The 23,116-nt window shown below is 72.3% G+C and carries 25 protein-coding genes; 12 read left to right on the forward strand and 13 right to left on the reverse strand.

The features are described from left to right. The first annotated feature begins 42 nt into the window (after positions 1-42). The 5 genes from ACH4D5_RS29270 to ACH4D5_RS29290 all read left to right on the forward strand — a co-directional run bounded on the left by ACH4D5_RS29270 (position 43) and on the right by ACH4D5_RS29290 (position 5,668). The gene (locus ACH4D5_RS29270; protein ID WP_398308138.1) at positions 43-1,521 is read left to right on the forward strand and encodes a rhamnulokinase family protein; all 1,479 of its coding nucleotides are present in this window, start codon (positions 43-45) and stop codon (positions 1,519-1,521) included. A gap of 74 nt (positions 1,522-1,595) precedes the next feature. Continuing rightward, a complete protein-coding gene (locus ACH4D5_RS29275) occupies positions 1,596-2,357 on the forward strand; it encodes a (Fe-S)-binding protein (RefSeq protein WP_398308140.1) in 762 nt (253 codons plus the stop codon). Further along, positions 2,354-3,835: a LutB/LldF family L-lactate oxidation iron-sulfur protein gene (locus tag ACH4D5_RS29280; protein ID WP_398308142.1), complete on the forward strand. Its 1,482-nt coding sequence runs from the start codon at positions 2,354-2,356 to the stop codon at positions 3,833-3,835. Before ACH4D5_RS29275 ends, ACH4D5_RS29280 begins: the two co-directional genes overlap by 4 nt. Then, complete coding sequence (locus ACH4D5_RS29285; RefSeq protein WP_398308144.1) at positions 3,832-4,482, forward strand: lactate utilization protein C; 651 nt, start codon at positions 3,832-3,834, stop codon at positions 4,480-4,482. Before ACH4D5_RS29280 ends, ACH4D5_RS29285 begins: the two co-directional genes overlap by 4 nt. A 22-nt stretch (positions 4,483-4,504) precedes the next feature. Beyond that, positions 4,505-5,668, forward strand: a complete 1,164-nt coding sequence (locus tag ACH4D5_RS29290; RefSeq protein ID WP_398308146.1) for an ABC transporter ATP-binding protein — start codon at positions 4,505-4,507, stop codon at positions 5,666-5,668. Between the two features lie 133 nt (positions 5,669-5,801). Here ACH4D5_RS29290 and ACH4D5_RS29295 read toward each other — a convergent pair whose 3' ends face one another. The 3 genes from ACH4D5_RS29295 to ACH4D5_RS29305 are packed head-to-tail and all read right to left on the reverse strand — an operon-like array spanning position 5,802 to position 8,109. Beyond that, positions 5,802-6,749 (reverse strand): ABC transporter substrate-binding protein, encoded by a 948-nt coding sequence (locus tag ACH4D5_RS29295; RefSeq protein ID WP_398308148.1) that lies wholly within the window; start codon positions 6,747-6,749, stop codon positions 5,802-5,804. After that, positions 6,746-7,426 (reverse strand): ABC transporter permease, encoded by a 681-nt coding sequence (locus tag ACH4D5_RS29300; RefSeq protein WP_398308469.1) that lies wholly within the window; start codon positions 7,424-7,426, stop codon positions 6,746-6,748. The genes ACH4D5_RS29295 and ACH4D5_RS29300 overlap by 4 nt, the downstream gene beginning before the upstream one ends. Beyond that, the gene (locus tag ACH4D5_RS29305; RefSeq protein ID WP_398308150.1) at positions 7,423-8,109 is read right to left on the reverse strand and encodes an ABC transporter permease; all 687 of its coding nucleotides are present in this window, start codon (positions 8,107-8,109) and stop codon (positions 7,423-7,425) included. Before ACH4D5_RS29305 ends, ACH4D5_RS29300 begins: the two co-directional genes overlap by 4 nt. A 442-nt stretch (positions 8,110-8,551) precedes the next feature. Here ACH4D5_RS29305 and ACH4D5_RS29310 point away from each other — a divergent pair, with 442 nt between their 5' ends. Then, on the forward strand, positions 8,552-9,316 hold the full coding sequence (locus tag ACH4D5_RS29310; protein WP_398308152.1) for a hypothetical protein: 765 nt from the start codon (positions 8,552-8,554) through the stop codon (positions 9,314-9,316). 171 nt (positions 9,317-9,487) lie between these two features. Further along, a complete protein-coding gene (locus tag ACH4D5_RS29315) occupies positions 9,488-10,687 on the forward strand; it encodes an NAD(P)-binding domain-containing protein (protein ID WP_398308154.1) in 1,200 nt (399 codons plus the stop codon). Positions 10,688-10,716: 29 nt separating this feature from the next. Here ACH4D5_RS29315 and ACH4D5_RS29320 read toward each other — a convergent pair whose 3' ends face one another. Further along, the gene (locus ACH4D5_RS29320) at positions 10,717-11,301 is read right to left on the reverse strand and encodes a TetR/AcrR family transcriptional regulator (RefSeq protein WP_398308156.1); all 585 of its coding nucleotides are present in this window, start codon (positions 11,299-11,301) and stop codon (positions 10,717-10,719) included. 187 nt (positions 11,302-11,488) lie between these two features. On the opposite strand from ACH4D5_RS29320, the gene ACH4D5_RS29325 reads away from it, so the two are divergent. The 3 genes from ACH4D5_RS29325 to ACH4D5_RS29335 all read left to right on the forward strand — a co-directional run bounded on the left by ACH4D5_RS29325 (position 11,489) and on the right by ACH4D5_RS29335 (position 13,588). Beyond that, positions 11,489-12,337 carry a class I SAM-dependent methyltransferase gene (locus ACH4D5_RS29325; protein ID WP_398308158.1) on the forward strand — a complete coding sequence of 283 codons (849 nt, stop codon included), beginning with the start codon at positions 11,489-11,491 and terminating at the stop codon, positions 12,335-12,337. A gap of 57 nt (positions 12,338-12,394) precedes the next feature. Further along, positions 12,395-12,799 carry a hypothetical protein gene (locus tag ACH4D5_RS29330; protein ID WP_398308159.1) on the forward strand — a complete coding sequence of 135 codons (405 nt, stop codon included), beginning with the start codon at positions 12,395-12,397 and terminating at the stop codon, positions 12,797-12,799. A 117-nt stretch (positions 12,800-12,916) separates the two neighbouring features. Next, positions 12,917-13,588 (forward strand): DUF3105 domain-containing protein, encoded by a 672-nt coding sequence (locus ACH4D5_RS29335; protein WP_398308161.1) that lies wholly within the window; start codon positions 12,917-12,919, stop codon positions 13,586-13,588. Positions 13,589-13,689: 101 nt separating this feature from the next. Here ACH4D5_RS29335 and ACH4D5_RS29340 read toward each other — a convergent pair whose 3' ends face one another. The 4 genes from ACH4D5_RS29340 to ACH4D5_RS29355 all read right to left on the reverse strand — a co-directional run bounded on the left by ACH4D5_RS29340 (position 13,690) and on the right by ACH4D5_RS29355 (position 17,165). Continuing rightward, positions 13,690-14,988 (reverse strand): MDR family MFS transporter, encoded by a 1,299-nt coding sequence (locus tag ACH4D5_RS29340; protein ID WP_398308162.1) that lies wholly within the window; start codon positions 14,986-14,988, stop codon positions 13,690-13,692. Then, positions 14,985-16,139, reverse strand: a complete 1,155-nt coding sequence (locus tag ACH4D5_RS29345) for a PLP-dependent cysteine synthase family protein (protein WP_398308164.1) — start codon at positions 16,137-16,139, stop codon at positions 14,985-14,987. The genes ACH4D5_RS29340 and ACH4D5_RS29345 overlap by 4 nt, the downstream gene beginning before the upstream one ends. Positions 16,140-16,200: 61 nt before the next feature. Next, positions 16,201-16,605, reverse strand: a complete 405-nt coding sequence (locus ACH4D5_RS29350; RefSeq protein ID WP_398308166.1) for a hypothetical protein — start codon at positions 16,603-16,605, stop codon at positions 16,201-16,203. Positions 16,606-16,721: 116 nt separating this feature from the next. Further along, positions 16,722-17,165: a hypothetical protein gene (locus ACH4D5_RS29355; RefSeq protein WP_398308168.1), complete on the reverse strand. Its 444-nt coding sequence runs from the start codon at positions 17,163-17,165 to the stop codon at positions 16,722-16,724. 320 nt (positions 17,166-17,485) lie between these two features. Between ACH4D5_RS29355 and ACH4D5_RS29360 the strand changes: the two genes are divergently transcribed. Beyond that, positions 17,486-18,217, forward strand: coding sequence for a dienelactone hydrolase family protein (locus ACH4D5_RS29360; RefSeq protein WP_398308170.1), 732 nt, complete (start codon positions 17,486-17,488; stop codon positions 18,215-18,217). 138 nt (positions 18,218-18,355) lie between these two features. Here the strand turns inward: ACH4D5_RS29360 and ACH4D5_RS29365 are convergent, their stop codons facing one another. From ACH4D5_RS29365 to ACH4D5_RS29385, 5 genes are all read right to left on the reverse strand, one after another. After that, positions 18,356-19,300, reverse strand: a complete 945-nt coding sequence (locus tag ACH4D5_RS29365) for a Gfo/Idh/MocA family protein (protein ID WP_398308172.1) — start codon at positions 19,298-19,300, stop codon at positions 18,356-18,358. 118 nt (positions 19,301-19,418) lie between these two features. Further along, positions 19,419-19,832, reverse strand: a complete 414-nt coding sequence (locus tag ACH4D5_RS29370; protein ID WP_398308174.1) for a VOC family protein — start codon at positions 19,830-19,832, stop codon at positions 19,419-19,421. A gap of 116 nt (positions 19,833-19,948) precedes the next feature. Next, entirely contained in the window at positions 19,949-20,758 is an 810-nt protein-coding gene (locus tag ACH4D5_RS29375) for a VOC family protein (RefSeq protein ID WP_398308176.1), read from the reverse strand. 132 nt (positions 20,759-20,890) lie between these two features. Then, positions 20,891-21,211, reverse strand: a complete 321-nt coding sequence (locus ACH4D5_RS29380; RefSeq protein WP_398308178.1) for a hypothetical protein — start codon at positions 21,209-21,211, stop codon at positions 20,891-20,893. Beyond that, complete coding sequence (locus tag ACH4D5_RS29385; RefSeq protein WP_398308180.1) at positions 21,181-21,942, reverse strand: MFS transporter; 762 nt, start codon at positions 21,940-21,942, stop codon at positions 21,181-21,183. The genes ACH4D5_RS29380 and ACH4D5_RS29385 overlap by 31 nt, the downstream gene beginning before the upstream one ends. 62 nt (positions 21,943-22,004) lie before the next feature. Here ACH4D5_RS29385 and ACH4D5_RS29390 point away from each other — a divergent pair, with 62 nt between their 5' ends. Then, positions 22,005-22,964 (forward strand): helix-turn-helix transcriptional regulator, encoded by a 960-nt coding sequence (locus ACH4D5_RS29390; protein WP_398308182.1) that lies wholly within the window; start codon positions 22,005-22,007, stop codon positions 22,962-22,964. Positions 22,965-23,116 lie beyond the last annotated feature (152 nt).

A 23,116-nucleotide genomic window follows, 5' to 3' on the forward strand; every position in this document is an offset into this window, starting at 1 on the left:
CCCCCCTCCCTCCCGTCCCGCCCACCGACCCTGTGAGCCCTCATGACCCCTAGCTCATCCCCCCGCTTCGCCGCGGTCGACCTGGGCGCGTCCAGTGGGCGCGTCATGGTCGGCCGGGTAGGGCCCGGCAGCCTCGATGTGGAGGAGGTGCACCGCTTCCCGAACACCCCCGTGCGCACGGGCCCCACCCTGCACTGGGACATCCTCGCGCTCTACGCAGGGGTGCTCGACGGACTGCGCGCCGCCGGACAGGTGGCATCCGTCGGCATCGACAGCTGGGCCGTCGACTACGGCCTGCTGGACGCCGACGGCGCCCTCCTCGGCAACCCGGTGCACTACCGCGACCGCCGCACGGAAGGCATCGCCGACCAGGTGTGGGCACGCGTCCCGGCCGCCGAGCTGTACGGAGCGACGGGGCTGCAGTACGCACCCTTCAACACCCTGTACCAGCTCACGGCCGCCCACGGCACACCCCAACTCGCCGCGGCCCGCCATGCGTTGCTCATCCCGGACCTGCTCGCGTACTGGCTGACCGGGCAGCTCGGCACCGAGCTCACCAACGCCTCCACCACGCAGCTCGTCGACCCGCGCACCCGCGACTGGTCGTACGAGGTGGCCGGCCGTCTCGGCATCGACGTCGGCCTGTTCCCACCCCTGAGGCAGCCAGGGGACCCGGCGGGCCTTCTGGAGCCCCACGTCCTGGCGGACACCGGTCTGGCGGGCGACATCCCCGTGACGGCCGTCGCCTCGCACGACACCGCGTCCGCCGTGGCCACCGTGCCCGCGGCCGACAGCGCCCGCTTCGCGTACCTCTGCACCGGCACCTGGTCGCTCGCCGGGCTCGAACTGGACGCGCCCGTCCTGACGGAGGAGAGCCGGAAGGCCAACTTCACCAATGAGCTGGGTATCGACGGCACCGTCCGGTATCTGCGCAACATCATGGGGCTCTGGCTGCTGCAGGAGTGCCTGCGTGCCTGGCGCATGACCGACCCTGGCGCGCTGCTCGCCGCGGCGGCCGAGGCCGAGCCGCTGCGTTCGGTGGTGGACGCGGGCTCCCCCGAGTTCCTGGCGCCCGGCCGGATGCCGGAACGGATGGCCGAGGCCTGCCGCGCCTCGGGGCAGCCGGTGCCCGCCTCCCCCGCCGAGACGGTCCGCTGCGTTCTGGACTCCCTGGCACTCGCGCACCGGCGGGCCCTGGCGGACGCCCAGCGGTTGACCGGGCGCACGGTCGACGTCATCCACCTGGTCGGCGGCGGCGTCCGCAACGCGCTGCTGTGCCAACTGACCGCGGACGCCTGCGGTCTGCCGCTCCTGGCAGGTCCCGCGGAAGCCTCCGCCCTGGGCAACATCCTCGTGCAGGCCCGCGCCCACGGCCTCATCTCGGACCGCGCCGAGGCACGCGCCCTGGTGGCCCACAGCATGCCCCCGACGCGCTACGAACCACGCGGCGGCACCGCACGGTGGCAGGCCGCCGAGGACCGTCTGCGGATATGCAGCCGGCCGAGCCCGCTCACCGGGTGACCGCCGATGATTCCCCCGCGGTCCCCGCCCGCGTACGCTGCACCCATCCGATGACCGACTAGGAGGAACCCGCGATGCGTGTCGCCCTGTTCCTGACCTGTGTCAACGACACGCTGTATCCGGACACGGGCCGCTCAGTGGTGAAACTGCTGACCAGGCTGGGAGTTGACGTCGACTTCCCGATGGCGCAGACCTGCTGTGGGCAGGCGCACTACAACACCGGCTACCGCCATCAGGCAGAGCCACTCGCCCGGCATTTCTCCGATGTATTCGGGTCCGACGCCTACGACGCGGTCGTGACACCGTCGGGATCGTGCGGGGCGATGGTGCGGGAGCTGTATCCGCGCATGGGCGAGCGGGCACGCGCCGAGGGCCGTGGCGAAGGGCTCGCGCACACGCTCGCCCCCGTCGTCCCCAAGACGTACGAGCTGACGGAATTTCTGGTGGACGTCCTCGGAGTCACCGACGTCGGCGCGTACTACCCGCACAAGGTCACGTACCACCCGACCTGCCACGGGCTGCGTTCCCTCGGTCTCGGCGACCGGCCCACGCGGCTTCTCCGAGCGGTCAAGGGACTCGAGCTGGTGGAGCTGCCCGGCGCCGAGGAGTGCTGCGGCTTCGGCGGCACCTTCGCCGTGAAGAACTCCGATGTCTCGGCGGCGATGGGCGCCGACAAGGTGCGCCACGCCGAGTCGACCGGCGCCGAGGTGCTGTGCGCGGCGGACAACTCGTGCCTGATGCACATCGGCGGCACGATGACCCGGCTGCGCACGGCCGTGCGCCCCGTCCACATCGCGGAGATCCTGGCGAGCACGGAAGAGGAGCCCCTGTCATGAGCGGCACGACCGGCACGTACCTCGGAATGCCGGCCTTCCCTGCGGCCGCGCGCGAGGCCGTCGGGAACACCACCCTGCGCGCCAATCTCCGGCACGCCACCCACACCATCCGCGACAAGCGGGCCCGCGCCGTCGCCGAGCTGGACGACTGGGCCGCGCTGCGCGAGGCGGGCCGGCAGATCAAGGACCACACGCTCCGTCACCTGGACCACTACCTGGTCCGGCTGGAGGAGTCGGTGACGGCGGCGGGCGGCACCGTCCACTGGGCGGCCGACGCAGACGAGGCCAACCGCATCGTGACCCGGCTCGTCCAGGAGACGGGCGAGTCCGAGGTCGTCAAGGTCAAGTCGATGGCCACGCAGGAGATCGGCCTCAACGAAGCCCTGGAGGCCGCGGGCATCCACGCCTACGAGACCGACCTGGCCGAACTCATCGTGCAGCTCGGCGACGACCGCCCCTCGCACATCCTGGTCCCCGCCATCCACCGCAACCGCGGCGAGATCCGTGACATCTTCGCGCGGGAGATGAGCCGTTGGGGCCGCCCGGCCCCGGAGGGGCTGAGCGACACCCCGGCCGAGCTCGCCGAGGCGGCCCGCCGCCACCTGCGCGAGAAGTTCCTGCGCGCCAAGGTCGGCATCTCCGGGGCGAACTTCATGGTCGCCGAGACCGGCACGATGGTCGTCGTGGAGTCGGAGGGCAACGGCCGGATGTGCCTGACCCTCCCCGAGACGCTGATCTCCGTCGTCGGCATCGAGAAGACCGTGCCGGCCTGGCGCGACCTGGAGGTCTTCCTGCAGACGCTCCCCCGTTCCTCGACGGCCGAACGCATGAACCCGTACACCTCGATGTGGACCGGAACCGCCGATCAGGACGGCCCCAGCACCTTCCACCTGGTCCTCCTCGACAACGGCCGCACCGACACCCTCGCCGACGAGGTGGGCCGCCAGGCCCTGCGCTGCATCCGCTGCTCGGCGTGTCTCAACGTGTGCCCGGTGTACGAGCGGGCGGGCGGGCACGCGTACGGCTCGGTCTACCCCGGCCCGATCGGCGCGATCCTCAGCCCCCAGCTCCGGGGCACCGGAAGCGAGATCGACGCCTCCTTGCCGTACGCCTCCTCGCTCTGCGGCGCCTGCTACGAGGTGTGTCCCGTCGCCATCGACATCCCCGAGGTCCTCGTGCACCTGAGGGAGCGGGTCGTGCAGGGCGGCGAGGTGACACGGCACGGCAACAAGGTGACGCTGCAACCCGCCAAGGGGCACGCGGCGGAGCGGGCGGCGATGCGCGCGGCGGGCCTGGCGTTCGCCCGCCCCGGTGCGCTGCGCGCGGGCCAGCGGCTCGCGTCGCGCACCCGGCGGCTCCATCCGCGCACGCTGCCGGGGCCCGGGCGGGCCTGGAGCGCGACCAGGGACCTGCCGAAGGTCCCGGCGGAGTCCTTCCGCGACTGGTGGCAGCGGACGAACGGAGGAGCGGCGAAGTGAGCAGCAGGGACCGGATCCTGGGCCGGGTGCGCCGCGCCCTGGCCGACGTGCCGAAGGACGCCCCCGTCGCGTACGGAGACGCGGTCGAGCGCGGCTACCTCCGCGAGCACGGCAGCCGCAGCACCGCAGAGACCGTCGACCTGCTCGCCGAGAACCTCGCGGAGTACCGCGCGATCGTGCACCGCACCACCCGCGCGGAGCTCCCGACGACGCTCATGCGGCTGCTCGCCGAGCGCGGCGCGCAGACCGTGCTGGTGCCGCCGGGGCTGCCGCCCGGCTGGCTGGCCGAAGCGGATCCGGTCCGGGTCCACGACCGGGCCGCGAGCACGCCCCAGGAGCTGGACCGGGTCGACAGCGTCGTGACCGGCTGCGCGGTGGCCGTCGCCGAGACCGGCACGATCGTGCTCGACGGCTCCCCGGACCAGGGCCGACGCCGCATCACCCTGGTGCCGGACCATCACATCTGTGTCGTACGGGTACCGGAGCAGGTAGTCGCCTCCGTGCCGCAGGCGCTCGAACGGCTCGACCCCGCCCGCCCGCTCACCTGGATCTCCGGGCCCTCCGCGACCAGCGACATCGAGCTGGACCGGGTCGAGGGAGTGCACGGTCCGCGCACCCTGGAGGTGGTGTTGATGAGCGGTGAGTGACGGGCGCGGCTAGCGTGAGGACATGATCCGGTTCGAGCAGGTGACCAAGCGTTACCCGGACGGCACGACGGCCGTGGACGACCTCTCCTTCGAGGTCGCCGAGGGCGAACTGGTCACCCTTGTCGGCCCCTCCGGCTGCGGCAAGACCACCACGATGATGATGGTGAACCGGCTCATCGAGCCGACGTCGGGTCGCATCTTCGTGAACGGGGAGAACATCGCCGACGTCGACCCGGTGCGCCTGCGCCGCCGCATCGGCTATGTCATCCAGCAGGTCGGCCTCTTCCCGCACCGCACGATCCTCGACAACACGGCGACCGTCCCGGCCCTGATCGGCTGGAAGAAGGCGAAGGCGCGGGCCCGTGCGGCGGAGCTGCTCGACCTGGTGGGCCTGGACCCGAAGACGTACGGCTCCCGCTATCCCGAGCAGCTCTCGGGCGGCCAGCGACAGCGCGTCGGCGTGGCCAGGGCGCTGGCCGCCGACCCGCCCGTGCTCCTGATGGACGAGCCGTTCGGCGCCGTCGACCCGGTGGTGCGCGAGCAGTTGCAGGACGAGTTCCTGCGGATGCAGGCGGCCGTCCGCAAGACGGTGCTGCTGGTCACGCACGACATCGAGGAGGCCGTCCGGCTCGGCGACCGCATCGCGGTGTACGGGCAGGGGCGCATCGAACAGTTCGACACGCCGGGGGCGGTGCTCGGGGCGCCCGAGACGCCGTACGTCGCCGAGTTCGTGGGCGCCGACCGGGGGCTGAAGCGGCTCTCCGTCACCGAGATCCAGACCGATGACCTGGAGGAGCCGCCGATCGCCCGCCTCGACGAGCCCGCCGCGCAGGCCGCCGCCCGGCTGCGCGCGGAGGAGGCACGCTGGGCCGTCGTCCTGGACGAGGCCGGCGATCTGCACGGCTGGGTCGGCCTCGACGAGGTCGCGCTGGCCGGCACCGGCGGCACGGTCGGCGACCTGGCACACCGGATGAACTCGTGGGTGCCGGTCGGTGCTCCGCTCAAGCAGGCGTTCGGCGTGATGCTGCAGCACGACGCGGGCTGGGTCGCCGTTCTGGACGGCGCCCGCTTCCTCGGCGTCCTGACCCCGGCGAAGCTGCACGAGGCGCTGCGGCGCTCGGTGGACGCGGACGCGCAGGGGGTGGCGCGGGACCAGGTGGAGTTCGACTCGGTCGCCGACGCGTAGGCGCTCCGCTGGGCGTTTCGCTGGTTGGACGGTTCTCTGGCTGCGGGGCCTTCTCTGCGGCGCCTTCTGCGGTTCTCTGGCTGCGGGCTGGTTGTGGCTGGGCGCGCAGTTCCCCGCGCCCCTATTAGGGCGCTCACAGGAGGCCCTTGTCCTCCAAGTAGGCGCGTGCCACGTCCTGTGGCAGGCGGCGCCAGCTGTCCACCTGCTCGTTCATGGAGGCGAGGTCCTCGGTCGTCAGGACGGGGTTGAGGCGGCCGAGCGCGGCCGCGACACCCTTGCTGCCCGCCCGGGAGCGGTTGACCACGGGCACGAGGTAGTCGGCGTTCTGGAGGTGCTTGTCGTCCTTGAGGAGCACCAGGCCGAAGTCGTCGAGGGTCGCGTCCGTCGACGTGGTGAGCACCATCTGGTCCTGGCCGCCCTGCACGGCCTTCTTGGCCTGGGTGGTGCCGACGCCCTTGGGGTCGACCCGGGTGATGTCGATGCCGTACACCTTCTTCAACCCTGGTGCGCAGTACGGGCGCTGCACGCATTCGTCGCCGGCGGCGAGGCGGACCTTCAGGCCGGACCTGCCCAGGTCGCTGAGCGTCTTGAGTTGGTGCTGCTCGGCGTAGGAGGAGGCGACGGCGAAGGCGTTCTGGTCGACAGCCCTGCCGGGGTCGAGGACGGTCAGGCCGCGCGGGGTGGCGAGGCGGCGCAGGGCCAGCATGGTCCTGTCGAGGTCGGGCGAGCCCACCGGCGGCGCGTCGGCTCCGTTCTTCTTGGCGTTGAGCCAGTCCGCGAAGGTCGCCGCGTATTCGGGGACGACGTCGATCTGGCCGGACTCGAGGGCGGGTTCGTAGAGCTCGCGGTTGGCGACGGACAGGATGCGGGTGCCGTATCCCGCCTTGTTCAGGAGCAGCGCGTACATCTGGGCGAGCAGGTCGGACTCGGTGAAGCCCGCGGAGCCGACGACGAGGTTCTTGCTGTCGCCCGGCGGCGCGGTGACCTCGCCCCGGTTCTCCAGCGAGGGGCCGGTCGCGCAGCCGCTCACGAGGACCACGAGAACGAGGAGGACCGCGGCGAGCCCTCTGCGCCGCTTCATCCGGCGCTCCCCCGTCCGCGTGTCCAGCCCGGCGCGAGCCGCTCGGCCACTTCGAAGACTCCTTCGACGAGCAGCGCGAAGACGGCCACGAGGACGGCGCCCGCCACGACCTGCGGGGTGCTCGCCAGGTTGAAGCCCGCCGTGATGATCCGGCCGAGCCCGCCGCCGCCCGCGAGAGCGGCGATGGTGGCGGTGGCCACGAGCTGCACGGCGGCGATGCGGACCCCGCTGAGCACCAGCGGAAGCGCGAGCGGCAGTTCGACGCGCCACAGCATCTGCCGCCCGGTCATCCCCATGCCGCGCGCCGCCTGCACGACGCTGCGGTCGACGCCGCGCATGCCCACGTACGCGTTGGTGAGCAGCGGCGGTACGGCGAACAGTACGAGTGCGACGACGGTCGGCCCGTCGCCCCACTTGCCGAGCGGGGTGAGGAGGAGCAGGACGAGGACCGCGAAGGTCGGCACGGCGCGTCCGACGTTGGAGATGTTGACGGCGAGCGCGCCGCCCTTGCCGAGGTGGCCGAGGACGAGTGCGATCGGCAGGGCGATGAGGCAGCTGAGCAGCAGACAGACGACGGTGAGGACGAGGTGCTGGGTGAGCCGGTGCCAGATGCCGTCGTCGCCGGTCCAGTGCGCGGAGTCGCCGAGCCACGCCCAGGCGTCGCCGAGTGTCTTCATGAGCGGGCCGCCCGTGCTCTCTCCCACGGGGTGAGGACGCGCTGCACGCCGAGCAGCAGCAGATCGGCGGCGACGGCGATGACGACGCACAGCACGGACGCGGCGAGGACCTGTGCCTTGAAGTACGTGTTCATGCCCGTGTAGATGAGGTTGCCGAGGCCTCCGAAGCCGACGATCGCGCCGATGGTGACCAGGGAGACCGCGGAGACGGTGGCGATGCGGAGTCCGGCCATGGCGGCGGGGAGTGCGAGTGGGAGTTCGACGGTGAGCAGGAGGCGGATCGGGCCGTACCCCATGCCTCGGGCGGCCTGCCGGGTGTCCTCGGGGACGGCGCGCAGGCCGGCGAGGATGTTTCGCACGAGCAGGGTGAGGGAGTAGAGGACGAGACCCGCGACGACGAGCGACGCGGAGAGGCCGTACACCGGGAGCAGCAGGGAGAACATCGCGAGCGAGGGGATGGTGTAGAGGACGGTGGTGAGCGCGAGGACCGGTCCCGCGGCCCACCCCCAGCGGCGGGCGAGCACGGCCAGCGGCACGGCGACGACGAGCGCGATCAGGACGGAGAGGCCGGTCAGCTGCAGGTGCTGGACGACCGCGTCGAGCAGGATCTGGCGGCGGGTGCTCAGGTATTCACCGCAGATCCACTCGTTGCGCGCGAGGCAGTCGTCGGGGGGCACGGTCACCTGTCCATTCAAGGCGGAGGTGGCGTGTGACGGCGCGTTCTGGTGACCCGAGTGGGTCAGGCGGCCCTTGGCGCTCTCCTGTCCGGCACGGGCCGAGCCGGACTCGCAGAGCGAATGTGAAACGTCAACTCCCTTACGTATAGGGCTAGTTGCCGACCGCGGACGGCCCGCGCCACGTGACAGCGGCGAGCTGACGCCGCATGATGGGTGAGTCATGGAGACTTCGGGACCGACGCCTCGCCCTCGGTCGCACGGCGGCCGTGGGCCGACCGCGCGGCTGGCGCGGGGTGCGCGTCCGAGGCAGGGCCCGGGTCTGAGGCAGGGCACGGGTCCGACGCCGGGCGCGGGTCCGACCCCGGGCACACGTCCTGCGGACGGTGCGCGTCCGGTGAGGGGCGCGGGTCCCACGGACGGTGCGCGACCGGCGCCGGGCGCGCGCCCGGTGGAACTGGCGCGGTCCGTGGTCTTCTCCGTGGCGAGCGCCCTCCTCGCCGTGGCCGGCTACCACTTCGCCTTCGGGTCGACGGCTTCCTGGGACGTACGGGCGGTGGCCGCAACCGTCCTGTTCTGCGCCGGTCAGGTCGCCGCCTCGTGGTGGTCCGAGCCGACGCACGGCGCGGATGCCCCGTTCGCCGGCATCCTGCGCGGTGCCTGGCGCGAGGGCCGAGACGAGGCTCCGTACGACACCCGGCGCGACAGCCGACGCGAGGCCCGGCGCGACACCCGGCGTGCCGACCGACGCGAGGCGCAACTCGACGTCCAGCGCAACAGCCCACGCGACGCCCAGCGCTACACGCGACACGACGCCCAGCACGACATCCCACGCAACATCCGCCACAGCGCCGAGCGCGAGCCCCAACACGAGGCCCGACGCGAGGCCATCCCGCGCAGCGCCCGACGCGAGCCCGCCCACCGCCGCAGCCGACACGGCCTCCAGCACGGCGCCCTCCACAAGGCCCAGCCCCGCGCCCCGCGCCGGCCGACCGCAGCCCCCGTCCGCCGCCTGGCGCAGATGCTGCGTCTCCTGTGGGCCTTCCTCGTCCGCCTCCTGCGCCCCTTCCGCGCACCGGTGCCCGCCGCGCTGCCGCTGCCGGCCCCGGTCCCCCGCGCGGGGCGGCCGGTTCGCGCGCCCTCCCTCCCCCTCCTCCTCGCGGACGCGGTCGTACGGCGAGGTCCGCCCGTCCGTCCGCCGCTCGCCGTCGTCTGACCGGTGCCGAAGCGCGTCACCCCGCGCCGGCCGGCACAGACGGGAGCGGCCCCGGGGCGCCCGCGCGCATGCGCGACCGCCCGACTCCGCACCTTCCACAGCTGATTCCGGTGCCGCCGCCCGAGCCCTGCCCGTAGAACACGCGCCGCGGCGGCCCCAGGAGGGACCTCCATGTCCAAGACCGTCGTCGTCATCGGCGCGGGCCCGTACGGCCTGTCCGCCGCCGCACATCTGCGGGCGCGCGGCCTGGCCGTCCGGACCTTCGGCGCCCCCGTGGCGAACTGGGCCCGGCGCATGCCCGCGGGCATGCAACTGAGGACGCCGCCCGCCGCATCCGCGCTCGCCACCCCGCGCGAGGGCTTCACCCTGCACGACTTCTGCCGCGAGGCCGGGGAACGCAGGCCGGGCGAGCACGACCCGGTGCCCGTCAGTCTGTTCATCCGGTACGCCGGGTGGTTCCGGGAGCGACTGGTGCCCCGCGTCGAGGACGAGCGGGTGGCGGCGGTCGACCGGGGCGCGGACGGCTTCCGCGTCAAGCTGTCGTCGGGTGAGGTGCTGCGGGCCTGCGCCGTGGTCGTCGCCACCGGCCTCACCGGGTTCGCCCAGCTGCCCGATCCCCTCGCGGCAGCCGTGTCCGGCGGGCCGTCGGCCCTCGGCCGGATCTCGCACAGCTCGCAGCAGACCGATCCGGGCACGTTCGCCGGGCGCAGCGTCACCGTGGTCGGGGCCGGGCAGTCCGCTCTGGAGAGCGCGACCCTGCTCCACGAGGCGGGCGCCGACGTCCAGCTGCTGGCCCCCGGCGCGCGCATACGGTTCGACGCGCCGCCGTCGTCCGGCCCGCGGTGGCAGCCGGACAGCCCGGCGGGCCGCTCCTGGGGGCGGTACGGCCTGACCCGCCGGCCGGCCGCGTTCCGCCTGCTGCCCGCGGGCGCCCGGCTCCGGCTGGCCGAGCGGGGGCTGCGGCCGGGCGGGGCGTGGTGGCTCAGGGAACGGTTCGAGGAAAGCCGCGTGCCCGTCCTCACGGAGCGGCGGATCACGGCGGCGGACGCGGACGCGAGAGGCGTCACCCTCCACACCACGACACCGGACGGCGGCACGCACACCGTCACGTCCGACCACGTCCTTGCCGCCACCGGCTACCGCGTCCACGTCGAGGCGCTGGACTTCCTCTCCCCCGAACTCCGCGCGGATCTCCGGCGGACCGGCGGATTTCCGGTCCTGGACAAGGGGTTCGCCTCCAGCGTGCCGGGCCTGCACTTCACCGGGCCGCCGGCGGCCGCGAGCTTCGGACCGGCGATGCGCTTCGTCAGCGGCACCTGGTTCGCGGGCCCCCGGCTCACGAAGTCCGTGGCGGCGTGCTGCGACGAGTGAGACGTGCGGCCCGAACAGCCCGAGCAGCCTCACTGCGGCACGAGCAGAGCGACTAGCCGTTCAATCTGCCCGCGGGGGTCAGGGGTGCCGGCCCAGCCGGACATCAGGAGGTGGTGGACGGTTCCGACGAGGGCGAGCGCCGTGGTGGCGGTGTCGGTGCCCACCGGGAGGCGGCCGAGCCGGAGTTCGGCGTCCAGATAGGCGGCGAGCGACTCCTGGATCGCGGCGAAGCCCGGTGCGCCCTCGGCCAGCGCGTCCCGGATCTGCTGGGAGGTGGTGTTGCTGGTCATGGCCAGGCCGACGACCCCGGGGTCGAGGGAGTCCAGGAGCGCGAGCGCGACTCCGTTGAGGTTCGCGGCCACGGTGTCCTGGCCCGCCCGCCCGGGAAGCCCCTGAGCCGCTGCCGCGGTGCGCGCGAACCGGTCGAGCACCAGCTCGGCGATGAAGGCATCCACCCCGCCGAAGTGCGTGTGCAGCACCCCCTTGGCGCAGCCCGCCTCAGTGGTGACGGCCCGGCTGGTGAGCCCCGCGGCCCCCTCGCGGGCGACGATCCGCTCGGCGGCGTCGAAGAGCCGCTCACGAAGGTCGGGGATCGCGACTCCACGCGGTGACATGGCTTCTCCTCAAGGCTCAAGGCTCCTGGCTACGTACTGCCCCATTGCCAGAATGGGCGCCCGCCCATACTGTTTGGGCGAGCGCCCATTCTAACGCGGACGGGTGCCCATCTCCCCATGCGGCCACCCACCGCCCCACACCGCCGATCACCGCCACATACCGACGACACCCACCAGGGGGCAGAGCATGCGGAACATCGTCAACACCGAACAGGCGCAAGCATGGAACGGTTACGAGGGGGACCACTGGGCCAGCAACCAGGACCGCTGGGACGCGGTGAACGAAGGCCTGAACTCCCCTCTCCTGGACGCCGCTTCCCTCGGCCGGGACGACCGCGTCCTGGACATCGGCTGCGGCGCCGGGCAGACGACCAGGCTGGCCGCGCGCCGGGCGAGCGGCGGCCATGCCCTGGGGCTCGACCTGTCGGCGCCCATGCTGGCGCGGGCCCGCGACACCGCCCGGCGGGAGGGCATCGCCAACGTCTCCTTCGAGCAGGGGGACGCCCAGGTCCACGCGCTGGCACCCGCCGCATACGACGTCGCGATCAGCCGCTACGGCGTGCTGTTCTTCGCGGATCCGGTGGCGGGCTTCGGCAACATCTGCGGGGCGCTGCGCCCCGGCGGGCGCGCGGCGTTCATCTGTGGCGCGTACCCGGAGGAGAACGAATGGCTCCAGGCCTTCGCCGAACTGCGCGACCTCCTCCCCATCGGAGGCTTCGGCAAGCCGGGCGGACCGGGGATGTTCTCCCTGGCGGACGTCGACAGAACCTGCGAGATCCTCTCCGCCGCCGGTTTCGAGGGTGTCGGAGCAACACGCGTGGAGGCGTACGGGACTTGGGGCCGCGACGCTGCCGACGCCGCGGGCTTCCTCCTCGGCTCCGGACCGGGACGCCACCTGGCGAGCCGGGCCACACCCGACACCCGGGCCCGCGCCCTCCACCGCCTGACGGAAATCCTGCGCCCCCACGAGAAGGACGGCGCCCTGCGCCTGCGCAGCACGGCGCTGCTGGTGACGGCGGTACGGGGACAGCAGTGAGCGACAGGGTGGGGTGCCCCTCGAGTCCCTGGTGCGGCATCGCTACGATGCGCTGCCATGAGGCAGACGCAGTGGACCGGCGCCGCCCGGCACACCTTGTGCCGCGTCGCGTCGCTCGCTGCGCTCGTCTCCCTCGTGGCCGCGTTGTTCATGTGCCTCGGTCCCGTCGCGCCCGACGGTGGCCACCGGGGGACCGGGCACACGACGGCCGTCGCCGGGGCGCCGTCTCTCGACGACCGCGAGCCGCGCGCGAAGGACGCCGACTGCCCGCCCGATGAACGGCGTTGCTCTCCCGCCGCCCACCACGTACGGGCGGTGCTCGGCCAAGGCGGCCCGTCGCTGCCGGCCTTCGACCGGCCGGCTCCCTATACCGAGGTGCTTTCGGTGCCCGGCCCCGCGGTCGAGCAGCCCTCGGACCGCGGCTCTCCCGATCTCCACATGCTCCAGGTGCAGCGGACCTAGACGGATCCCGGCAGGGCGGCCCGCGTCTTCGGCCTGCCCCGCACAGGCATCCCCCGACACCGCCACCACCGCCACCACCGCCGCCGCGCCTCCGTGCGGCGGCCACAAGGAGCACCCATGGCCAAGGTCAAGGCCCACAAGCCGAACAAGAAGGCAGCCGCAGCCGAGCGCAGAGCCCGCCTGGAGGAGATGCGCCGCGCGGAACAGGCGCGCGAGCGCCGGAACCGCATCATCACCGTCACCGTGAGCACGGTGATCGTGGCCTCGCTCATCGGCTTCGGCGCGTACGCCATCAACCGTGCCAACGACAAGGAGGAGCAGAACTCCGCCGCGGCCAAGAAGCCCGTGCGGGGCGAGAAGACCTGGGACGCGAAGAAGCTGGGCCGTGACCACGTCACCAAGGCCGTCACCTACCCGATGACGCCACCGGTCGGCGGCAACCACCACCAGGCCTGGATGACCTGCGACGCCTCGGTCTACGAAAAGGCGATACCGAACGAGAACGCCGTGCACTCGCTCGAACACGGCGCGGTCTGGGTCACGTACAACGACAAAGCCCCCGCCGCCGACGTCAAGAAGCTCGGCGACAAGGTCTCCAAGACGCCGTACAGCCTCATGAGTCCCGTCGCTAAGCAGCGGAGCCCGATCATGCTGTCGGCCTGGGGGCATCAGCTGACCGTCGACAGCGCAGCGGACCCGCGGGTCAAGGAGTTCTTCAGCAAGTACGTGCAGGGCCCGCAGACTCCGGAGCCGGGCGCCGCGTGCAGCGGAGGCGTCGACTCCGCGTAATCTGTTGACTGGCATATCTGTTGACCTGGGTCCGGTTGACCTGGATCCGGCCGGCGCGCCGATTTGATGCGGTGCGCCGGCCGGAAACCCGCTTGTGTCGATCAGGTCGCGGCGGGCTGCGCGTCAGCAGCCGTGCGGGTCAGCCGTCCCGCGCGGTGCAGCCCGTGGAGGGAGGCCGCGCAGCCGAGGCCGAGGACGAGCAGCGCGAGCCAGGGCAGCGCCGACATGCCCGCCTCGCGGGCGGCGTCGAGGACGGCCCCGGTCAGCAGGTTGCCCACGGTGATGCCGACACCGCAGATGGTGTTGTAGAGGCCGTAGTGGGTGGCGACGAGCCGGTCCCCCGACAGCCGGACGATGGTGTCCATCTCGAAGGGGTACGCGATCATCGTCCCGAGCGCGAGCAGCAGCGCGGCCAGCATCGGCGGTACGGCGGCGAGCAGCCACCGCCCGGCTCCCCCGCCGGGCACCGGCAGTGCCGTCGCGACGAGGAGCGGCACGAAGGCGAACCCCATGCACAACAGCCCCCGCACCAGGGCCTGTCCGGGCGACAGCCGCTCCCTGCACCAGGCCGTCACCCGCGTCTGTCCGAGGATGGTGGTGAGGCCGGACACCGCGAACAGCAGCGCGACGGCGACGGTGCCGGACCCGCCGTCGCCGCCGAGCCGCCGCACCTCCAGGGGCAGGGCCAGATAGACCTGGAAGGTCAGGACGTACGAACCGATCATCGCGGTCGAGAAGAGCAGGAAGGCACGGTTGCGGACGACGCCGCGCCACTGCGTGACGATCCCGTCCTCGGCGGCCGACCCGCGGTCCCCCGCGTCGTTGCCCCTGCGGGCGGGCAGCGCGCGGATCTGCACGATGCTCAGGAGCGCGAAGACCGCCGCCGAGACCAGGCAGGTGAGCCTGAAGTCGACGCCGGTCAGCAGCATTCCGACGAGCGGGCCCAGCAGGATGCCCGCCTGGTAGAAGACGTTGAACAGCGCGAAGGCCTCGACGCGGCGCTCCCCCGCGTCGGCGGCGAGATAGGCCCGCACCGCGGGGTTGAACAAGGCCCCGGCGAACCCGGTGGCCGCGGAAGCCACGAGCAGCGCGGGCACCGAGTCGACGAGGCCGAGCGTGGCGAAGCCGACCGTGCGCAGGACGCATCCGGCGACGATCAGCGGCTTGTAGCCGAACCGGTCGGCGAGGGTGCCGCCGACGAGGAACATGCCCTGTTGGCTGAAGTTGCGTACGCCCAGGACGAGTCCGACGAGCCAGCCGGCGAGGCCGAGCGTGCCGGACAGGTGTTGGGCGAGGTAGGGCATCAGCATGTAGAAGCCGAGGTTGATGGTGAACTGGTTGGCCAGGAGCAGCCGGACGCTCCGGTCGTAGGAGCGGAACTGCGTGAGGGTCGTCTTCACCGCGCCTCACCCTCCGCGGCCTTGCGCCCGGTCGGCGCGACGAGCGGATCGTGGACGGTGGCGCAGCGGGTCCAGCGGCTGACCTCCTTCTCGCCGGAGCTGCTCACGACGTCTGGTTCGGGTGCCGGAGGTCCGCCCAGGAGGCCGTGCTCGGCGCAGTACGCGTCGTCGTAGACGGTCTCCAGGTAGCGCTGCGGCCCATCGGGGAAGACGCCGACGACCCGGGCGTCGCGCGGGAGCGTCCGGGCGAGCCAGCCCGCCACCAGCGCGACCGCGCCGACGCTCCAGCCGCCGGTCGCGTAGTGGGACGTCGCCAGCTTCCGGCACGCCCAGACGGCTTCGGCCGGCGCCACCCAGTGCACTTCGCTGAAGTGCTCGTACGCGACGTTGCGCGGGTAGATGCTCGACCCGAGGCCACGCATCAGCCTGGGGCGGGCCGGCTGGCCGAAGATGGTCGAGCCGACGGTGTCCACGCCGACCAGGCGCAGTTCGGGGTAGAGCTGCCGCAGGACGCGGGAGATGCCCGCGGAGTGCCCGCCGGTGCCGACGCTGCACACCAGCACGTCGATGTGGCCGAGCTGCGCTGCGAGTTCGAGGGCCAGCGGGGTGTAGGCGGCGACGTTGTCGGGGTTGCCGTACTGGTCGGGGCACCACGAACCGGGGTCTTCCGCGAGGAGTTCGGCGACGCGGTCACGGCGGGCCTGCTGCCAGCCGCCCGCCGGGTGCGGCGCGGGCACCATGTCGACGGTGGCGCCGTGGGCGGCGAGCAGCCGGGTCATGGACGGTTCGAGGCCGGGGTCGGTGACCAGGGTGACGGGGTGCCCGTGGACCGTACCGGCCAGCGCGAGCCCGAGTCCGAGCGTGCCGCTCGTCGACTCGACGATACGGCGGCCGGGCTGCAACTCGCCGCGGACTCGAGCGCGTTCGACCATGTGCAGTCCGGGGCGGTCCTTGATGCCGCCTGGGTTGAACCCCTCCAGCTTGGCCCAGAAGCCGCGGCCGGGCGGGGTGAAGGGCTGGGAGACGTGCAGGACGGGGGTGTTCCCGACGAGGCCGGGGAGGGTGGAGCCGAGAGGGGCGGAGTTGAGAGGGGTGGGGGTGGGAGGGACAGGGGTAAGAGGGGCGGAGTTGTGTGCGACGGGAGAGTGCATCTCTTCGCTTCTTCGCTCTCATTCGAGGGGGGTGGACGCATACGGAGGGCGCGCGACGGCCCTATATGCGCCACCTGCACAGCGAGTTGAGAGCGGTACGGCCTCCGCCCGGCAGCGCCCGCGGGGCGGCTCTCCGGGTGCGGTGCACTGAGGCACGTACGGCCTCCGAGGCCCGTGTCACGCCGAGCGTGAGCGGAAGAAGGCGGGCGGACGACTGCGCGGCGGAACCCGGACCGGAGCCGGGCTCGTGGCAGTGGTCGGGGGAAGCGGGCGCCTCCAGCACGGCGGGCGCTCCGGCGACTTCGGCTTGGGCTTCGGCGACCGCGTGCGGTCCCGCGTGGGCATGGTGTTGCCCGCCGGCGCACGCGAGCACCGCGGCCAGCAGCAGGACGTACAACGCGTTCAACAGGACGTACGACGTGTTGCGGATGAGCGGCGTGTTGCGGGTGAACAGCCGATGCAGCACAGATCCTCCACGCGGCAGCTGCCCGGCCGGGGCACGAATACGGGTACGGATTCGGGTGCGGAACGCGTGCCGCCTACGGCCGGAACGAGGACAGACCGGTCAGGGAACCGGTCGGCCTAGGTGCGCAGAATCGTGGAATCGGCCGCGTGCGCTATCGGGAGTACGACGTCCCGGCCCGCGCCGCGCTGGGCACGCACGGACGCGGGAACGCCGTCCTGCCACTGCGGATCGAGCGGGGAGAGGCAGGGCAGCTCGACACCGGGCCCCTGCGGCGGCTGGCCCAGGGCGCACTCCTCGACGGTGTGCTGCTGGGGATGCTCGTGCCGGGGGCCGTCCGGCGCCCCGGCGAAGACCGCGTCGCCGCCCGAGACGGCCGCGGGGGACATCACCGACGCCGTCACGACACCGCGATCGGTGCCGAGGTGACGACTCGTGGCCTCCGGACTGGCCACGTGCGTGAACACCAGTCCGAACAGAAAGAGACCCAGCCCCACGGCCCGCCACAGAGCCACCGTCGAGCGGCTCCGCCGGGCGCTGGAAGGAGACCAGGCCGTCATCACGCCGTGATCCTAGCCCGCCACATCAGACCCGTCGAGCACACCGGCGCCCCCACACCCGGACCCACCGGTCCCATGGCGGTGTCAGCCGTACAGCGCCTCCGGTGGTCCGACGTCTCGTCCGTGGGCAACTCCCCGTCGGCACGCAAAAATCCTGTGGGCGGACCGCGGCGGCCGCTGCTACGTTGCCGGTGGCCGTGCGACGGAGCGAGGAGGTGGTACCCGTGAACGCAGTATCGACATGGGTGCTCCCCTCCGGGGTCACGGTCGGGCGACAGGTCGTCCGGGAGCGCCGACTCTGAGCGCTCCCGAAAGGCACGACCATGCACTTCACTTCTGAGCAGCGTCTCGACGACGGCGTCCTCGAACGGGAATTCACCCTCGGCGAGCTCGGCGAGATCCCCGGCACCCTGTGGACGCCTGCGTCCGCCGCACCGGTTCCGCTGATCCTCATGGCCCACAACAACGGTCTGCCCAAGCGCGAACCCCGGCTGGTGGCCCGGGCCCGGTACTCCGCCGTGCGCGGCTACGCGGTGGCCACCATCGACGCCTCCGGGTGCGGTGACCGGCCCCGCACCACCGCCGAAGAGCAGGCCCGCGCCGATCTGCGCCGGGCGATGCGGGCCGGCGAACCGGTCGACGACATCTTCGAGTCCATGGTCGGTCCGCTGGTCGAGAAGGCGGTGCCGGACTGGTGGACCACCCTGGACGCCCTGCTCTCGCTGCCCGGGATCGGCGGCCCGGTCGGGTACTCCGGGTGGACCGCCCTCGGCATCCGCCTCGCGGTGAACGAGCCACGCATCGCGGCCGCCGGACTCTTCGCCGGGGGTTACGTCCCCCAGGCCCAGCGCGAGGAGGCCCGGCGGGTCACCGTCCCGCTGCTGTTCCTGCTGCAGTGGGACGACGAAGGAAACCCCCGCCAACGGGCCCTGGACCTGTTCGACGCCTTCGGCAGCAAGGAGAAGACACTGCACGCCAACCTGGGCGGGCACACGGGCACTCCGTGGTTCGAGGCGGAGGACGGAAACCGGTTCTTCGACCGCCACCTGAAGTAAGACCCGAACCGGCACACCGCCTGCCGCAGCCGGCAGCTGGCAACTGGCAGGCGGTGTGCTCGGCTCCGGCCCGGCCGCGACTCCAGCGCGTTCCACACACGTGACCTTCGCTCAGCCCGGTGCGCTCCGACTTGTGTGTCAGTCGCCGGAGTTGACCTGCTGATCGATGCGCAGGGTCAACTGCAGGGCGTCCAGGGCGCTGGTCGGGGTGATCTGGTTGTCCGCCTCGCCGCGCAGGACCGCAAGGACGTGTTCGATCATCGCCGTGTACTGGTCGGCCGGGGGCAGTTCCACCTCTTGGGTGCCTTCGCCGGTGCAGGCGGTCAGGCTGGTGGTGGGTTTGCCGTCGTAGCCCATGGTGGAGACCGACTCGAGGACGCCGTCGCTGAAGGCGGCGGTGTAGCCGCCGCGGCCGCCCCACGGCATGGGCCGCAGTGAGGAGACGGAGCTGCGGGCTATCGCCCCGTCGAAGGCCATGACCGCCTCGACCGCTCCGGCGTCCGCGTTCCGTTCGACCGAGGTGACGTGGACCTGGTGGGGCGTGCCCAGAGCGCGGGTGATCAGGTCGAGGTCGCTGTGCATGGCCTCCATCGGCAGCACCTTCGCCCCCAGGCTCGCGCCGGGCCACAGCGGCGCCATCGCCGACCAGCAGGTCAGCTCCTCCAACTGCCCGTACGTACCGTTTCGTACGGCCTCGTCGAGTGCTTGGTTGGCCGGGATGAACCGCTCGAACATGTCCACGAACACCTGCCGGTCGCTCGACTCGGCAGCCGCCACGAGCCTGCGGCCCTCCTCCAGGGAACGGGCCATGGGCAGTTCGGTCAGTACGTGCTTGCCGGCCTCCAGGGCGCGCAGTGCCATCGGGGTGTGGAGCGCGATGGGCAGGCAGACGTCGACCAGGTCGAAGGAGTCGTCGGCGAAGGCGGCATCCAGGTCGGTGGCGGCGGTGAAGCCGAACTGGTCGGCCACCTGCGCGGTCTTGTCCGCGTCGCGGCCGAACATCACGACGTCCACGTCGTCGCGGGCCGCGTAGACGGCGGCGTGCGCCTGGCCGAAGTTGGTTCCCAGCAGTGCGATCTTCATGAGTCTTCCCTTCGAATGCGGAGAGGGGTGCAGCCCACGGCCGCGGCCGGTTGCCGCAGCTGCGGCAGTCGCGGCAACCAGCCGCGGCCGGGGGCTCGGTACGGGGTCTCGGGCGGGGTCAGGAGGGCTGGGCCTGGCTGATGCACAGCGGCTGGCCGGAGGGGTCCAGCAGGACCGTCCAGTGCTCGCCGCCGGGCTGGAAGTCGGGCTTGCTCGCCCCGAGTTCCAGCAGCCGCTTCTCCGCCGCGGCCACATCGGGAAACGCCAGGTCCATGTGGAAGGGCAGCTCCTGCTGGGGCCAGGCAGGCGCGGTGAAGGAGTCGGAGGTCCAGAAGACGTACATCGTGTTGCCGACGGTGACGGGGAAGGCGACCTCGTTGCCGTGCTCGTCGGGGTAGGGAGTGCCGACCTCGCTGCCCAGCGCGGCGGCGTAGAACTCGGCGAGCCGGCGCCCGTCGTCGGCCCAGATCGCGTACGAGACCACCGAACCGTTGAGGACGTCGGCGGAGGGGGAGGAGGGAGAGGTGCTCATGGTGGGGGGTTCCTTGTCTCGGTGTGCGGCTCCGCGTGCGCGGGCCGCTGTTCTGTGGGGTTGCTACCGGGGAGCCCGGTGGTGGTGGGACAGCGTCCGGGTGCTGCCCACCTGATTCATGGCCGTTCGGGCGGGGAGAACAGCCCGAAGCGATTGCCTCGTGGGTCGAGGAGCCGGGCGAAGCCCGGCCCGTCGGGGTTGGTCCGGGGCCCGTACTCGACTCGGCCACCCGACTGCTCTGCGGCGGCACTGGTGGCCGCGACGTCCGAGACCAGAAAGGACGGCATGACGTAGTCGGCGCCGTTCGGACTGCCGCTGTGGTCCCACAGGCCGCCGGAGGGCCACCGGGCGCCGGTGAAGACGTTGCAGTACGGCGTGCCGTCGGCCGACTCGCCCTTCTCGAACCGCCAGCCGAAGGCCGCAGCGTAGAAGCCCATGGTGGTCTTGGCGTCGGTGGTGCCGATCTCGAACCGGGCCATCGTGCCGGGCTGCGGCGCGGCCGCGGCCTGCTCCATGTCTCCCTCGGTCGCGCGGGCCCGCTCGGCGAGCTTCGCCGACTCCCCGCGGGAGAACAGGGACAGGACATTGCCGCGCGGGTCCGTCAGCCGGGCGAAGACCGTCACCTCGCCGACTGCCGTCGCCGGCACCAGAACCCGCGCGCCGAGCGCGGCGAGCCTGTCGACGTCGGCGTGGACGTCGGCGGAGAGGACGGAGAGGTTGAGGGTCTCGCCGCCGGTGTCGCCCTGCTGGATCGCGCCCATCGGCCAAGGTGCGCTCGGGGCGATGACGCGGGTGTAGGTCCGGCCGTCGACCGAGGAGTCCGGGTCGGCTTCGAAACTCCAGCCGAACAGGGGACCGTAGAAGCCGGTGACGGCCTCCGGGTCGGTGGTGCCGATCTCGAACCAGACCACCTGACCGGGAGACATGTAGCCCATGAGATGAATGCCTTTCGTGCGTGCTGTACCGGGCCGGAACGGGCTGTGGTGCGAAGCCTTGCCCGCCCCGCTGCGGGTGGCCCGTGGGACGGGCCGTAGGAGTGAGTGGGCGGGGCCGGTCTGTCAGCCGGTCGGAACCGGCTCGGCCTCCTGTTTCTGGTGCTGCTGCTTCTGCTTCTGCTTCGGGGTGGCCTTGTCGGCGGCCGGTGGCGTGGTGCCGACCGTGCGGGGCAGAGCGAACAGGACGGCGAACCCGGCCATGAAGACGCCAGCCACGTACCAGAGGGAGCCGGCGAAGGCGTGCGGCATCTGCTCCGCTTGTGCGCTGGGGCCGCCGGGCCCGAGCCGGTCGAAGAAGACGACCGAGGACAGGGCCACACCGATGGCCTGGCCGAGCTGCGCGGTGGTGTTGGTCAGGCCTGAGGCGGAGCCCGCGTGTGGCACCTCGGAGAGCCACAGGGCGATGTCGGTGCCGTAATGACTGGGGACCGATGAACAGAACCATGCCCGCGGCGGCCAGCAGTCCGCCGGCCTGCAGCACCAACCCGGCGGCCGAAGCGCGGCACCGGTATCTGCATGGACAGTCCGGCGCCGGCCATCATGGCCGCCGCCAGCGGCAGCAGGTTGACCAGGAAGATCGGCCGCCACCCGAGCCCGAACAGGTCACCCTCGACCAGCAGCGCACCGGCCAAGGGCCCGGCGAGCGTGCCGAGGGCCATGACCGAACCGTGGATCCCGAACACCTTGCCCCGCTCATGTCCGGGGAAGGTGACGTGGACGATCGACAGCACCTGTGGCACCATCAGCGCGGCCGTGGCGCCCTGCGCGACGCGCCAGGCCAGCAGGGTCTCCGGATTCCCGGCGACACCGCACATCAGCAAGGTGAGCGTGGAGCCGGCGACACCCGGCAGGAAGATCTTCTTGCGGCCGTACAGATCACCCAGGCGGCCGCCGGTGATCAGCCCGAGCGCGAACGTCAGCGCGTCCCCACCGGTGATCCACTGAAGCTGTGCCGTGGATGCGCCGGTATCGGCCTGGACATCGGGCACAGCGATATGCACCACGGTGACGTCGACCGCGTCCATGGAGGAGGCGCCCAGTACGACGATCAGCGCGGCCCACCGTCGCCGGGATGCCGCATCCGTAAGGGTTCGGTGGGGTTTGTTCTCGGGCATGCCACCACGCTAGGAGGCTTTTAGGACACCTCGCGTCCTCAGAGCGCGCCATCCTGGGAAACATGACGACCGACCTTCCCGCACGGATGCTCCGCCTGCTGTCCCTGCTGCAGACGCGCCGCGAGTGGTCCGGCGCCGAGCTCGCCGAGCGGCTCGGTGTCACCGGCCGCACCGTCCGCCGCGACATCGAGCGCCTGCGCGATCTCGGCTACCCCGTCGAGGGCACCACCGGCCGTGCCGGCGGCTACCGCCTGGCCTCCGGCGCCGCCATGCCGCCCCTCATCCTCGACGACGACGAAGCCACCGCCACCGCCGTCGCCCTGCGCACCGCGGCGGGGTACCTCACCGGCATGGAGGAGACCACCCTGCGCGCCCTCGCCAAGCTCGAACAGGTCCTCCCCGCCCGCCTCCGGACCCAGGTGGCCGCCCTGCAGCAGTCGACCGCCACCATCGATTGGGAGCACCGAGGACCACGAACCGACCCGGCGACCCTGACCGCGCTGGCAGCGGCCTGCCGGGACCGGGAGACCGTCACCTTCGCCTACACCACCCGCACCGGCCACAGTGCCGGCCGCCGTGCCGACCCACACCACCTCGTGGCGTCCGGCGGCCTGTGGTACCTCCTCGCCCACGACCACGCCCGCGACGACTGGCGCATCTACCGCCTCGACCGCGTCACCGACCTGGTCCCGACCCGCCACCGCTTCACCCCCCGGCTCGTGCCCGGCCACGACCCCGCCGCCTACGTGGCCGGAAAGATCGCTGCCGCGCCTGTGCGCCACCGGGCCATCGCCACGGTCCGGGAACCCGCCGACACCGTCCGCCGCCGCACCTGGGCCCTCGCCACCCGCATTCGGCCGGCCGGCCCCGACGCCTGCACGGTGGACTGCTCCGGCGACTACCTCCCCAGCATCGCCCAGCTCCTCGCCGGCCTCGACGCCGACTACACCCTGGACGCCGACGAACCCGTCCGCAGACACCTGCGCACTGCCGCACGCCGCGCCCTGGACGCCGCCGGATGAGCTGTGGGAACTGCGACTGGATCACGGAGGGCGCTGTGGCGGCGTACACCTGCCGGAAGGTGTGAGGCCGCCGCGCGCATCGCGGATAGCCCGGTTTGTGCACCGCTGCCCACCCGCCCCGGCGATCACACCTCGACAGCGCACGCCCCACC

Origin of the sequence: Streptomyces sp. NPDC018029 (assembly GCF_044327655.1) — a bacterium.
In the GTDB taxonomy this organism is placed as follows: Bacteria; Actinomycetota; Actinomycetes; order Streptomycetales; family Streptomycetaceae; genus Streptomyces.